Raw genomic sequence first — 13304 nt, 5'->3', positions numbered from 1 at the left:
CGGCGTCGTTTTATTAAACTGACGTTTAAAAATAGCATTGAGCTTTAGCTACAGGAATTGAACATGCTTGATTTGGATCATTTAGAAAAAGCGCAAAGGATCAGTCTTACCATGCAAGTTGAACTCAGTTTGAAAGGAGCGTTAATTACAGGCTCACTCAAACCTGGGGCACGACTGATTACGAAAGAGATCGCCGAAAAATTAGGCACCAGTATTACCCCGGTTCGTGAGGCGCTTTTGCGTCTGGTGTCATCAGGGGCATTACATGCCACGCCAGCACAGGCATTTCTTGTGCCTGAGGTGACGCTGGAGCGTTATAACGAGATTAATGCCATCCGAAAACAACTTGAGCCGATGGCGGTTGCCGCAGCATGTCAGAATATGTCTGACGGCAAGCTGGAGGTGCTGCACAAATTGTCGGACGCCTTTCATGACGCCATGCGTAATGGTAACGTTCAGCAGGCCTTGCATGCAAATCGTGTCTTCCGGTTTACGCTTTATCAGTATGCGGAAATGCCTACGCTCAATGCCTTAATTGAACAGTTATGGGTCCGCATTGGGCCGTGCATTAACTATCTGCACCAGGAACTCAACGACATCACGATGTCGACGTATCACTATGATGAGCTACTTGCGGCCCTTGAGCGACGGGATGTGGGCGACTGCCAGAAGGCGATTGATAAGTTGATTGATGAAGCAAATTCTCTTTTACAGCGACAATATTTTAACTAAGAGATTATTTAACACAGCGACTATATACCGTAGCTAATTATTTATTCGGTGAATAACTCCTGATGGCTTATTGCCATCAGGAGGGTTATTTCATTAATAAAATAAACTTTTCTTTTTGCTTACTCGAAGCGATAAGAGATCGACATACCTACGCCATAGTTACGCCCGGGTGCAGGCTCGTAATAACGACCATTGGATTCGTTGACAATAACCGAGCCGACGTACTCTTTGTCGAACAGGTTATCTACGCGGCCAAAGACGTCCATTCCCCAGTTACCATAGTTGAGCTTATACCCGGTATTCAGCCCAACCACGGTGTACGACGGTGCTTTCGCCGTGTTTTCGTCGTCGGCCATGATATCGCTCATGTAGCGGACATCTGAACCCGCGTACCAGCCTTCCTCCGGCTGCCAGCCAAACGAGGCATAACCCATGTTACGGGCGATACCTGGCATGCGGTTTCCATTACAGTCTGCGTCGCTGCATACGTTAGTACGGTAGGTGGCGTCCAGATAGGTCCACGCCATTTTCAGCTTCCAGTTTTCAGCAAACTGCTGGTCCAGGGAAACCTCCACCCCCTGACGACGGGTTTTACCGGCATTTTTATAGCTGGTACGGCCGCCGGAACTGGAATCGACCACGATCTCATCATCCGTGTCTGTGCGGAACAGCGCAGCCGTTAGCAGACCATTGCCGATACGGGTTTTGCTCCCCACTTCATACGTATTGTTGGTGGAAGGTTTCAGGCCAATATTCAGACCGCCCTGGTTATCTGAACGATATGAGAGTTCGTTGATTGTTGGCGTTTCGAATCCGCGCCCGGCAGCAGCATAGAGATTCCACGCGTCCGTCATGGCATATTTCACGGAGCCCGCCGGGAGCCACTTGTGATAGCTCGCGTCACCACTGTCATCCCCGTTGCCCGGCGTAATGTAATGATCGTTGGAGTCGAACCAGACCGAACTGTAACGCACACCCGCATCCACAGAGAGCTTCTGTGTCAGCTGCCAGCTGCTTTGCAGATAAGGGTCGACGTTCCACATCAGGTTACGTTCGTTACGGCGCTTGTCACCCTTCACACCGTATTCCGGCACGCCGTTATTCATCACGAAGTTTTCATACCCGCGACGATCTTCGCTCAGGTTTTCATAGTTCAGGCCGGTGGTAAGGGTCACCGGCACCAGCAGCTCGCCACGGTGCGTCCAGCGGGTATCAACGCCCTGGTAATGGCGCTGCATATCAATCACACCACCAGAGTGAGATGGCTTAAGCTGCGGTTGATAAGGTATCGACTGGTACTGCGTCATTTCACGCTCACCGGCATACATCATCACGCTAAGGTCGTCCTGGGCGCTGAGCTGGCGGTCATAGCGCAGACCGGCCTGGGTCTGTTTGATGGTCTTACGGGTGTTGTACTGATCGCCGCGCGGAGACTGGCGCGGGTCATTCCGCCACTCCTGGTAATCGAGTCCACCCGGATCGTTAGCCTTCATGTCCACGCTATTAACGATCAGCGTGAGTTTACTGACATCATCTATACGCACACCCAGTTTGGCATTGGCGAGATTCTTCCGCGCACCGCTGTGGTCACGATAGCCTTTAGTGGTGAAGCGGGTGGTGGAAACGGTGTAATCCACATCGCCTGCGTGTGTCCCGTCACCCATTGCCCCCGTGGCTTTCATGCCATAGCGCCAGGTACCGTAACTGCCGTAATAGCTGCTGGCCTCAATGGTCGGCGGCTGCTGCCCGGTCTGGGTGTTGATGTTAATCACGCCACCCGAGGCGTTGCCGTACAGGGCAGAGAAGGGGCCGCGCAGCACTTCCACAGTGTCCACACTGGAAAGATCGATGTTGGAGGTTTGCCCTTGTCCGTCAGGCATGGTGGCTGGAATACCGTCGACATACATGCGGATACCGCGTACGCCAAAGGTTGAACGGGCACCAAATCCACGCATTGACAGCTGGAGATCCTGCGCATAGTTCTGGCGGTTTTGAATTTGCAGGCCTGGAACGCTACCCAGTGATTCAGACAGGTTGATGCGTGGCGTGGCCTGACGCATATCATCGCCATTCACGACGCTCACCGCGGCTGGAGTATCGAGTTCCGATACAGTTTGCGGTGTAGCGCTGACGATCATGGTCTGTTCATCCGCACTCATCGCAGTGAGAGGCGCAACAATAACAGGAACCAGCATCAGAGATGCCTTACGGGCGGAAATGATTTTCATGAGTAAAACCGGTTGTGGTATCTAAACGAACCAAATGGAACATGTGCCTATATGTTAAAGGTTTTGTAAATGTTTTGAAAACTTTAACCGCACGTTGCGTTAATGAATGTGGGCGAGGGAAAGAAAAACTCCACATTTTGTTGATTAATGATTACTATTCTCATTATCAAAAGGCAATGCCAGGACGTTGCCTGCCGGAAGTGATGTCAGCAGAAAACCCTCTTTTCAGAAAAGGAATTGTTATGTCTTTACGTCATCTGTGCTCGCCGCGACTGAGCCTTTCTCTGCTGTCTGCTACGTTACTGTTTGCCAGCACCTTCCAGGTGCACGCCGCCGAAGAGATCCTGCGTAAAGCGGTGGGGAAAGGGGCGTATGAAATGGCGGTAAGCCAGCAGGAGAATGCGCTGTGGGTTGCGACGTCGCAAAGCCGTAAAACCGATAAGGGCGGGGTTATCTATCGCCTTGACCCGGTCACGCTGGACGTGACGCAGGCGATTCATAGCGATCTCAAACCTTTCAGTGCCACCTTTGACAAGGCGAGCCAAACGCTGTGGTTCGGTAACACCATCAACGGCGCGGTGACGGCCATTGATGCCAAAACGGGCGACGTGAAAGGGCGTCTTGTGCTCGATAATCGCCAGCGCAGTGAAACCGTCAAACCGCTGCAGCCACGCCAGCTGGTGGCTGATGACAGCACTAACACCGTCTATATCACTGGTGTGGGTAAAGAGAGCGTGATTTGGGTGGTGGATGGCGCAACGCTGAAGCTGAAAGAGACTATTGCTAATACCGGCACCTATAGCACCGGTCTGGCGCTGGATGCGCAGGCGAAACGCCTCTATACCACCAATGCCGACGGTGAGCTGGTGACGATTGATACGGCCACCAACAAAATCCTGAGTCGTAAAAAAGTGCAGGACGACGGGAAAGAGCACTTCTACCTGAATCTGAGCCTCGATACTGCCGGCCAGCGCGCGTTCCTGACCGATTCAAAACAGCCGGAAGTGCTGGTGGTGAGCCTGAAAGACGGCAGCGTGATCGAGAAAATCTCAGCACCAGAATCACTGGTCGTGCTGTTTAACCCGGCACGCAATGAAGCGTATGTGACGCACCGTGAAGCCGGTAAGGTGAGCGTGATTGACGCGAAATCTTACAACGTGACGAAAACCTTCGACACGCCGGTCTACCCGAACAGCCTGGCGCTCTCTGCGGATGGCAAAACCTTGTATGTGACGGTAAAACAGAAATCTACCCGTCAGCAGGAGGCAACCCAACCTGACGACGTAATTCGTATCACGCTGTGATGTAAAAAAAGGGAAGGCATCTGCCTTCCCTTTTTAATGATTAACGCGACGTTTCTTCAACCAGCGGCGCGTCGTGTTTTTCATCATCAGGATGAACCGGCGCGGTGCTGTGAATTTCGTGAACGCGTTTACGTACGCCAAACCAGCCAGCAATCAGCAGTACAGCCAGCAGCGGTATAGTGGCGATGGTGTAGGTGCCGTTCGGGTAATCGAACGCCATCAGTACCAGCACGCTGAACAGGAAGAGCAGGGTGAGCCAGGAGGTCACCGGCGCGCCAGGCAGCTTAAAGCTCACGTCAGCGGCTTTACCTTCTTTAATGGCTTTACGCAGACGCATCTGGCAGACCACGATAAAGGCCCAGGATGCGATAATACCAAGCGCAGCAACGTTCAGAACGATTTCGAAGACCCGGGACGGGACCAGATAGTTCAGGAATACGCCGAATACATACACTACCAGCGTCGCCAGAATACCCGCGTAAGGCACGTGCTGCTTGCTCATCTTCGACATGAACTTCGGCGCAGAACCGCCCATGGACATGGAGCGCAGGATACGACCGGTAGAATAAAGCCCGGAGTTCAGGCTGGAGAGCGCTGCGGTCAGTACCACGATGTTCATGATGCTGCCAACATAAGGCACGCCCAGCTTAGAGAAGAAGGTCACAAACGGGCTCTGACCCGCCTGATAGGCGTTCCACGGCAGTAATAGAACCAGCAGTACCACGGAACCAACGTAGAACAGACCGATACGCCAGATCACGCTGTTAATGGCTTTTGGCACCATCGTCTGCGGATCTTTACATTCACCCGCAGCAGTACCCACCAGTTCGATAGAGGCAAAGGCAAACACCACACCCTGAACCAGTACCAGCGCTGGCATCAGACCGTGCGGGAAGAATCCGCCGTTATCGGTTATCAGATGGAAGCCAGTGGCATTACCATCCAGTGGTTTACCGCTGCCGAGGAAGACAGTACCCACGATCAGGAACACGACGATGGCCAGCACTTTGACCAGTGCAAACCAGAATTCCATCTCCGCAAACCACTTCACGCCGATCATGTTCATGGTGCCGACAATGGCCAACGCGCCAAGCGCAAAGACCCACTGCGGCACATCACCAAACGCGCCCCAGTAGTGCATATACAGCGCCACGGCGGTGATATCGACAATACCGGTCATCGCCCAGTTGACGAAGTACATCCAGCCTGCAACATAGGCCGCTTTTTCACCGAGGAATTCACGGGCGTAAGAGACAAAGCTGCCGCTTGAAGGGCGATGCAATACCAGTTCGCCCAGTGCACGAAGAATAAAGAAAGAGAAGATCCCGCACACCAGATAGACCAGGGCGAGAGCTGGGCCAGCCATCTGCAAGCGAGCGCCTGCACCTAAAAACAGACCCGTTCCGATAGCGCCGCCGATGGCGATCATTTGAACCTGACGGTTGCCCATCGCTTTGTGGTAGCCATCTTCGTGGGAGTTCAACCAGCGACGTTTAGCAGCATGATGATCGGCTGCGCTTTTATTGCTTGTTTTCATTGAGTTACCTGTTTGCCTGTCTGAACCATTATCGTGATAGTCCTGCCTGGCAGAGTGCAATACAAACGATTGCTTCTGCGCAAACACATGTCGCCTTCCCAGTGATTCTACGTATGGATAAGGCGAAACATGGCGAGGCATCCTACCTGCAATTCATAAGCGACGCAAAATATAACCGTGCCGAAAGTGATGCAGGTCGAAGGAAATCGTGTGGTCAGAGCAGACGTGGATCACAAGATGCTGAATCGTGGTGATTTTTTAGACGAACCCATTAGTGACTTGATGATTTATTCATCAATATTGCTTAATGGTTGCGCAGTGAAATGAACTCATTGCAAACGCAACGCTTCAATCAGCAACGAAAAGGCGAGGGTATGCTGGCGACGGCTTGGGTAATAAAAATGATCGTGACGCAGGGTCGTGGCTGGTTACAGGAGTGGGGCAAAGAGGCTGAGCCGCTTAACCAGGGCGATGACGCACATTGCCATCGCCGAATCCGTAAACGGTAGCCCGGTAAAGTGGCTGGAAAAAGTTACTGACGGGCAGTGCCTGAACGACTAACCGCCAAAAACGGAAATTGCCTGCTGCAGGCGCGTTGTGCGCTGCGTCAGGTGATTAGCGGCCTGAGTGACATTATCCACCATCCCCGTATTGTTATGCGTCATTGCACCAATACGGGAGATGGACGCGTTGATAAGCGTCAGCGCCTGAGTCTGTTCCTGAGTGGCATGACCGATCTCCTTAATCAGGGAGGACATCTGCAGAACATTGTCGATCATGACCGTCAGCTGCGTTTCGGTTTGTTCCACCTTTTCCACACCCGCGTTCACACTGGAGACGTTTTTCTCAATAAGCGTTTTGATCTCTTTAGCCGCCGTCGCGGAGTGCTGCGCAAGGTTTCGCACTTCAGCCGCCACCACCGCAAAACCGCGCCCGGCTTCACCTGCGCGTGCCGCTTCAACGGCAGCATTTAGCGCCAGTATATTGGTCTGAAAGGCGATGCGATCGATAACGCTGATGATATCGACGATCTGACTGTTATCCTGCGAAACGGATTGCATCATGCCGATAGTCTCTTTCATCATCGCTTCACCGCAGTGGGCGCTGGCACTGGTGCGATCCGCCATCAGGATCGCTTCTTTTGCGGTTTCCGCCGTTTGCTTAACGGCACTGGCAATTTCTTCCACCGCCGCTGCGGTTTGCTGCAGAAAGTCTGCGGTCTCTTCAGAACGCGCCTGCAGATCCGCGCCCTCTTTGGCGACCTGCTGGCTGATAGTGCCAATCCCGTTAATCTGCGCCCCGACATCGTCGACCAGAGAATTCAGGTTTAAACCGGATTGGTTGACCAGACGCATCATCAGACCGATTTCATCGATCCTGTCAAAGTGGTAATACTCGGTTTTACGCCCTGAAACCACGCACTGCATCTGTTGAACAATGGATTTTACCGGCCGGGCAATTTGTGCATGAAGATAATATGCCAGGGTTACAAATAGCAGAACCAGACCGCCGAACTGTGTAAGCGTATTCGGGAATAATAAAATCAGCAAACAGGAAAGCAGGGCCGTCACTGTAATACCGAGATAGATTCTTTTGCTGGTACTGAGTCGTTTAAAAAGAGACATGAAAGAAAATAAACCGCGACGAACCAATAATCCCTTGTAAAAACGATGATGCGTTAATTCGTTATTGCGTACTTTCTCATAGAGTTTTTCACTGGCAGCGATCTCTTCGCGTGCTGGAATATTCCGCACGGAGATATAGCCTGTTAAGTTTCCATCCTGCCAGACTGGCGTCACATTAGCGCGTACCCAATAGTGATCGCCGTTCTGACGACGGTTCTTGACTAGCCCTGTCCAGGTTTCCCCCTGTTGTAGGGTAAACCACATGTCACCAAACGCCTCGGCAGGCATGTCGGGGTGGCGAATAATATTATGCGGTTCACCCATAAGGTGTTCTTCTTTATATCCGCTAGCTTCAATAAAAGCGGAATTGGCATAGGTAATATGACTTTGCGTATTGGTGGTCGACATTAACGTCGAGCCTTCGTTAAGAAAATACTCGCTTTGTGTAACGGGACTGTTACGCCTCATGAGTAACTCCATGATGATGTGAAAGAATAAAAACCGCCTGGTAAACACTCAGGCAAGATTGATGTAATTATTTTTATAGCTGTCTGCCGTGTATTCTCTATTAAATTCTGCTTGTCCGAAATACCTGGTGCTAATTATTTTTTATCTATTAAACTGAGTCAATGTAATAAAAATGAAAATAATTTCGAGCGCAGTTTCGTCATCCCCTGCAAATAAATGACATAAGCCAAATTAAAAGCGGGAGATCACCTCCGCGAGGTAAATTAAGATGTCGAAATAGCGTTTCGTTAACAGAATGAAAACGTGATGATTTGCGCGACCCTGTTGGCTCGGATGCGGGCAGAAAAGTGGTTGCACCTCAAAAGTCTTAGTCTTTGCATGGTTTTGGATATCTGATTTCCGGCAAACTAAATGTAAATTAATTGTTTCTCAGTAGTGAAATACGCCTTTAATAATGTCGCCATGTTAAGTCAAACGAGAACGCAACATGTCATGGCGAATCAGCATTCTGGATAAAAGCCCCATCGCTGAAAACGAAACCGCTGCCGATGCACTGGCGCGTACTTTGATGCTGGCGCAACAGGCAGAGAACCTGGGTTATCACCGCTTCTGGATTGCTGAACATCACAACACACCGCAGCTGGCCAGTCCCTCACCGGAGCTGCTGATTGCCTGGATCCTGGGACAAACAACGCGCATTCGAGTGGGGTCGGGCGGCGTCATGCTCCAGCACTATAGCCCGTATAAAGTTGCCGAGAATTTTAACGTTCTGGCCGCCCTGGCGCCGGATCGCGTTGATCTCGGCGTCGGAAAAGCCCCGGGTGGGCTGCCACTCTCGACCCGCGCGCTGCAGCAGGGTCTGAATCAACAGGAAAAGGGCAGCTTTGCCGAACAACTGGCTCATCTTGACCACTGGATCCGCCCAGAAAACCAGGCTGCGGAAGAGGTTGTTCGCGCAACGCCGCTACCGCCCGTACCTGCACAGGGTTTTCTGCTGGGCGCAAGTGCTGAAAGCGCGCTGCTGGCCGCAAAACTCGACTGGCACTTTGTTTTTGCCGCACACCTGAACGGTGACCCGGATCTGCTGCGCGAGGTGATCGCCACCTGGCGTGAAAACAGCGTCCGCGACGTGATAGTGGCGGTACAGGCGATTGTTGCGCCGACGCAGGCTGAAGCAGACGCGCTTGCGCAGAAGGTCGAGGTGTGGGGCGTTGAGCTGGCAAACGGCCAGCGCGTGACCGTCGCCAGCGAAGAACAGGCTTATGCCTTTGCACGTCAGGCGGGCAGCGAACCGGTACGTATTGCCCGTCGGGCCCAGTCTCTGCTGGCCGGTACGGCTGAATCAGTCCTAGAACAACTGAACGCCCTGCATGAACAGTGGGGCATTGACGAATTCATTATTGATACCCCGGTTGCGGATGGCGTTGCGCGCGTGCAGTCCCTGCGTCTGCTGGCCCAGGCGCGGCTTAACAAGGAGGTCACGGTATGAGCTTTGGCGAACAACTGATTGCCTGGCGGCGCGAGCTGCATCAGAACCCGGAATTGTCAGGTCAGGAAGTAGAAACCACCGCACGCCTGCACCAGTGGCTGACAAAGGCAGGCATAACGCCGTTGCCTTACGCGCTGCCAACCGGTCTGGTGGCGGAAATCGGGACCGGTGACAAGCTGATTGCGCTACGGGCAGATATAGACGCTTTGCCGATTGAAGAGCGCAGCGGGGTGCTGTTTAGCTCACAGCGTGCGGGCGTGATGCATGCCTGCGGGCATGATATCCACACCAGCGTGATCCTTGGGGCCGCGTTAAAACTGAAAGAGCGGGAATCCTTGCTCAACGGCCGGGTGCGAATCCTGTTTCAGCCTGCCGAAGAGAACTTCGGTGGTGCGAAAAGCCTGGTGCGGGCCGGCGCGTTGCGTGATGTCAGCGCGATTTTCGGCATGCATAACGAACCTTCGCTGTCGGTCGGCGAGTTCGCCACCCGTGGCGGGCCATTCTATGCCAACGTCGACAGATTTGTGATTCGCATAACCGGTAAAGGCGCGCATGCTGCCCGGCCACATGAAGGCAACGATGCGATTGTCCTGGCGAGTCAACTGGTGACCGCTCTGCAAAGCGTCGCCAGCCGTAACGTCAATACGCTGGATTCGGTGGTACTGAGCGTTACGCGTATTGCGGGTGGGAATACCTGGAACGTGTTGCCAGAAAGCGTCGAGCTGGAAGGCACACTGCGCACTCATCGTACGGAGGTGCAGCAGAATGTTAAAACCCGCGTGGAAGAAATCGCCGCCGGGTTTGCCAGCGCCTTCAGCGCACAGATTGATATTACCTGGTACGCCGGGCCCACCGCGCTGGTGAATGATGAACGTTGGGCAGATTTTGCCACCTCGGTCGCCCGGGAAGCGGGGTATGAGACCCGGCACGCCGAACTGCATATGGGAGGGGAAGATTTTGCCGTCTATTTGCAGCAGATCCCGGGGGCATTTGTCAGCATTGGCAGCAATAGTTCGTTTGGTTTACACCACCCGGCATTTAATCCGGATGAAGCCCTAATTGAGCCGGCTGCCCGCTATTTTGCACAGCTTGCGGAAAAAGCCCTGCAACACGTTTAATTCAGAAGAGGTAAATATGTCTGCAAACCGACAATTGCGGCTGGGGACCATTTTGCATGGTGCATCCGGGAATATGTCAGCCTGGCGCCACCCGGTGGCCACCGCTGATGCCAGTATTAATTTTGAATTTGTAAAAGCGACGGCATTAAAAGCGGAAGAGGGGAAACTCGATTTCTTATTCGTTGCCGATGGCCTTTATATCAACGAAAAATCGATCCCGCATTTTTTAAATCGTTTTGAACCGCTGACGGTATTGTCCGCGCTGGCAAGTATCACCTCACGTCTGGGGCTGGTGGGAACCTTATCCACCTTTTACAGCGAGCCCTTTACCACGGCGCGCCAGTTCGCCAGCCTTGACCACCTGAGCAACGGGCGTGCGGGCTGGAACGTGGTGACCTCGCCGCTGGAAGGTTCTGCGAAGAACTTTTCCCGCGAAAAGCACCCGGAACATACCCTGCGTTACCGGATTGCAGACGAGTATCTCGACGTGGTGAAAGGGCTCTGGGACTCCTGGGAAGGTGACGCCTTTGTACGCAATAAAGAGAGCGGTCAGTTTTTTGACCCGGCCAAACTGCATGCGCTGGATCACCACGGTGACTTCTTCCAGGTCGCCGGACCGCTGAATATTGGCCGTACACCACAAGGGCGTCCGATTGTCTTTCAGGCGGGCGCGTCGGATGACGGTAAAAGACTGGCGGCGAAACATGCCGACGCCATTTTTACCCATCACGATACGCTCGACGAGGCAAAAGCTTTTTACCGCGACGTGAAGCAGCAACTGGAAACTAACGGACGCCGCACGTCAGATCTGCATATTTTCCAGGGCGTCAGCGTGATTGTCGGAAAAGACGCCGATGATGTGGAAAACCAATATCAAACGACGGCGGCGCTGGTGTCGATTAATGATGCTTTGAACTACCTCGGGCGTTATTTCGAGCACCACGATTTCAGCCAGTATCCACTCGACGAACCGTTCCCGGATATCGGTGATTTAGGTAAAAACAGCTTCCGTAGTACTACCGATGAAATCAAACGTAATGCCCGGGAGCGCAACTTAACCCTGCGTCAGGTGGCGCTTGAGGCGGCTTCACCGCGCCCGCGTTTTTCCGGTACGCCGGAGCAGGTGGCGGACGGTCTGCAAGCCTGGTTTGAGGATTATGCGGCTGACGGATTCATCATTCAGGGCGGGACGCCGGACACCTTCCCGCGCTTTGTTGACCAGGTGGTGCCCGTTTTACAAGCCCGTGGCCTGTTCCGTACCGAATACCCGGGCACCACGCTGCGCGAAAGTCTGGGCTTAGACGAACCCCAAAACCAGTTCATAAAACAATAAAAGAGAATACCGCTATGCAGAAAAAAACGCTTATTCTGGCGCTTGCGCTGGCCTTTACCCCTGCCGTCTGGGCAGAGAATGTGAACATTAACGGTACTGGCGTCAGCATTGAGGCCAATAAAACGCCGATCAACACGACCAAAAACAGTGATGCAGTAGCAAAACTGCCTAAGGATTATCGGTTTGCCGTGCCGGGGAAATTTACCGTCGCGGTGGCAGGGCTGAATCAACCGCCGCTGACGGTGTTTTCAGATGACAACAAAACGCTGCTGGGCAGCGAGGTTGATGTCGCCCGTCTGGTGGCCGACAGCCTGGGCCTGGAGCTGAACGTGGTGCCCACCTCCTGGGAGGACTGGCCGCTGGGCGTGGCCTCCGGTAAATATGACGCGGCCATCAGCAATATCACGGTCACTAAAGCGCGCAAAGAGAAGTTTGATTTTGCCACCTACCGTAAGGATTCCCTCGGCTTCTACGTGAAATCGACCAGCCCGCTGAAGTCGATAGAGAAAGCAGAGGATATTGCCGGGCTGAAAATTATCGTCGGCTCAGGCACCAATCAGGAGGCCATCCTGCTGGCCTGGAATGACGAAAACCTCAAGAAAGGGCTCAAACCCTTTACCCCTGTCTACACCAAAGACGATGCGGCGCAAACGCTGGCACTCCAGTCAGGACGTGCGGATGCCTATTTTGGCCCGAACGTAATAGGCGCGTGGAAAGCGGCGTTAACCGGTAAAACCAAACTGGTGGGCAGCGTCGACGGTGGTTGGCCGAAGGCGGCGCACATTGCAGTGACGCTGAAAAAAGGCAGTGGCCTGGTCGAGCCGGTGCAAACCGCACTTAACGGCGTCATCAAAAACGGTGATTACGACAAAGTGCTGAACCGCTGGGGAGAAGGAGTGGAGCGTATCCCGCAATCTGAAGTAAACCCGGCGGGTCTGGGTGACTAAGGAGGGGCTATGAGCGAACAATTCCGGGATGTGTCACCAGAAGATGCGGATCTTCAACCTGTTATCGAGGGGCTGTTTGGAGAATATGCGGCCCGCTACGGTGACTACTTCTCTAAAGACGCTGAAGTGGAACTTACCGAGTGGTACTTAGCGCCGCAGGGGCTGTTCATTGTGCTGGAGCGCGATGGCGAGATTATTGCCACCGGCGCATACAAACCCTTTGACGAGCGTACCGCTGAAATTAAACGTATCTGGACAAATAAATCCCTGCGTCAGCAGGGACTTGCTGGCCGGGTAGTGGCGGAACTGGAGCGCAGGGCGGTGCTGGCCGGTTACAGCCAGATTTACCTCACCACCGGTTTTCGTCAGCCGGAGGCGGTCAGGCTCTATCTCAGCCAGGGGTACCAACCGCAGTTCGATCTCAACCGCAATCCGGAAGAGTACAGTCAGCCACCGTTTGACGGTCGGCTGCGTTTCACCAAAACGCTGGTACGCGAAGCGTTCAGTAAAACCGCATGAGGAA

8 protein-coding genes and 2 pseudogenes are annotated in these 13304 nt (G+C 53.3%); 7 read left to right on the top strand and 3 right to left on the bottom strand.

Annotated features, from left to right (window positions below; all coding sequences use genetic code 11):
- Positions 1 to 63: 63 nt before the first annotated feature.
- A complete protein-coding gene (locus ACLHV8_RS11195) occupies positions 64 to 732 on the top strand; it encodes a GntR family transcriptional regulator (protein WP_208594847.1) in 669 nt (222 codons plus the stop codon).
- Positions 733 to 851: 119 nt separating this feature from the next.
- Here ACLHV8_RS11195 and pqqU read toward each other — a convergent pair whose 3' ends face one another.
- Complete coding sequence (gene pqqU / locus ACLHV8_RS11190) at positions 852 to 2960, bottom strand: TonB-dependent receptor PqqU (protein ID WP_128347627.1); 2109 nt, start codon at positions 2958 to 2960, stop codon at positions 852 to 854.
- A 242-nt stretch (positions 2961 to 3202) separates the two neighbouring features.
- On the opposite strand from pqqU, the gene ACLHV8_RS11185 reads away from it, so the two are divergent.
- Positions 3203 to 4264 carry a YncE family protein gene (locus ACLHV8_RS11185; protein ID WP_208594846.1) on the top strand — a complete coding sequence of 354 codons (1062 nt, stop codon included), beginning with the start codon at positions 3203 to 3205 and terminating at the stop codon, positions 4262 to 4264.
- Between the two features lie 40 nt (positions 4265 to 4304).
- Here the strand turns inward: ACLHV8_RS11185 and ansP are convergent, their stop codons facing one another.
- Complete coding sequence (gene ansP / locus ACLHV8_RS11180) at positions 4305 to 5801, bottom strand: L-asparagine permease (protein WP_208594845.1); 1497 nt, start codon at positions 5799 to 5801, stop codon at positions 4305 to 4307.
- A gap of 401 nt (positions 5802 to 6202) precedes the next feature.
- Here ansP and ACLHV8_RS11175 point away from each other — a divergent pair.
- Positions 6203 to 6362: pseudogene (locus ACLHV8_RS11175) on the top strand (cupin domain-containing protein); the annotation flags it as partial.
- Here the strand turns inward: ACLHV8_RS11175 and ACLHV8_RS11170 are convergent.
- Complete coding sequence (locus tag ACLHV8_RS11170) at positions 6359 to 7894, bottom strand: methyl-accepting chemotaxis protein (protein ID WP_208594844.1); 1536 nt, start codon at positions 7892 to 7894, stop codon at positions 6359 to 6361. The pseudogene ACLHV8_RS11175 and the gene ACLHV8_RS11170 overlap by 4 nt on opposite strands.
- A 487-nt stretch (positions 7895 to 8381) precedes the next feature.
- Here ACLHV8_RS11170 and ACLHV8_RS11165 point away from each other — a divergent pair, with 487 nt between their 5' ends.
- The 4 genes and pseudogenes from ACLHV8_RS11165 (at position 8382) to ACLHV8_RS11150 (ending at position 13300) form a co-directional block, all read left to right on the top strand.
- On the top strand, positions 8382 to 9383 hold the full coding sequence (locus ACLHV8_RS11165; RefSeq protein ID WP_208594843.1) for an LLM class flavin-dependent oxidoreductase: 1002 nt from the start codon (positions 8382 to 8384) through the stop codon (positions 9381 to 9383).
- The gene (locus ACLHV8_RS11160; protein WP_208594842.1) at positions 9380 to 10501 is read left to right on the top strand and encodes an amidohydrolase; all 1122 of its coding nucleotides are present in this window, start codon (positions 9380 to 9382) and stop codon (positions 10499 to 10501) included. Before ACLHV8_RS11165 ends, ACLHV8_RS11160 begins: the two co-directional genes overlap by 4 nt.
- A 16-nt stretch (positions 10502 to 10517) precedes the next feature.
- Positions 10518 to 12781 (top strand): annotated as a pseudogene (locus ACLHV8_RS11155) (NtaA/DmoA family FMN-dependent monooxygenase).
- A 9-nt stretch (positions 12782 to 12790) separates the two neighbouring features.
- Entirely contained in the window at positions 12791 to 13300 is a 510-nt protein-coding gene (locus ACLHV8_RS11150) for a GNAT family N-acetyltransferase (protein WP_028018880.1), read from the top strand.
- The last annotated feature ends 4 nt before the right edge of the window (positions 13301 to 13304 follow it).

The sequence above is a fragment of the Enterobacter sp. CPE_E863 genome, assembly GCF_046521465.1.
Lineage (GTDB): Bacteria > Pseudomonadota > Gammaproteobacteria > Enterobacterales > Enterobacteriaceae > Enterobacter > Enterobacter adelaidei.
This window is presented reverse-complemented; position numbering and strand designations above follow the sequence as displayed.

Coding starts and splice junctions, on each gene's coding strand:
- ACLHV8_RS11195 (WP_208594847.1), top strand. CDS start 64: ATGCTTGATTTGGATCATTTAGAAAAAGCGCAAAGGATCAGTCTTACC.
- pqqU (WP_128347627.1), bottom strand. CDS start 2,960: ATGAAAATCATTTCCGCCCGTAAGGCATCTCTGATGCTGGTTCCTGTT.
- ACLHV8_RS11185 (WP_208594846.1), top strand. CDS start 3,203: ATGTCTTTACGTCATCTGTGCTCGCCGCGACTGAGCCTTTCTCTGCTG.
- ansP (WP_208594845.1), bottom strand. CDS start 5,801: ATGAAAACAAGCAATAAAAGCGCAGCCGATCATCATGCTGCTAAACGT.
- ACLHV8_RS11170 (WP_208594844.1), bottom strand. CDS start 7,894: ATGAGGCGTAACAGTCCCGTTACACAAAGCGAGTATTTTCTTAACGAA.
- ACLHV8_RS11165 (WP_208594843.1), top strand. CDS start 8,382: ATGTCATGGCGAATCAGCATTCTGGATAAAAGCCCCATCGCTGAAAAC.
- ACLHV8_RS11160 (WP_208594842.1), top strand. CDS start 9,380: ATGAGCTTTGGCGAACAACTGATTGCCTGGCGGCGCGAGCTGCATCAG.
- ACLHV8_RS11150 (WP_028018880.1), top strand. CDS start 12,791: ATGAGCGAACAATTCCGGGATGTGTCACCAGAAGATGCGGATCTTCAA.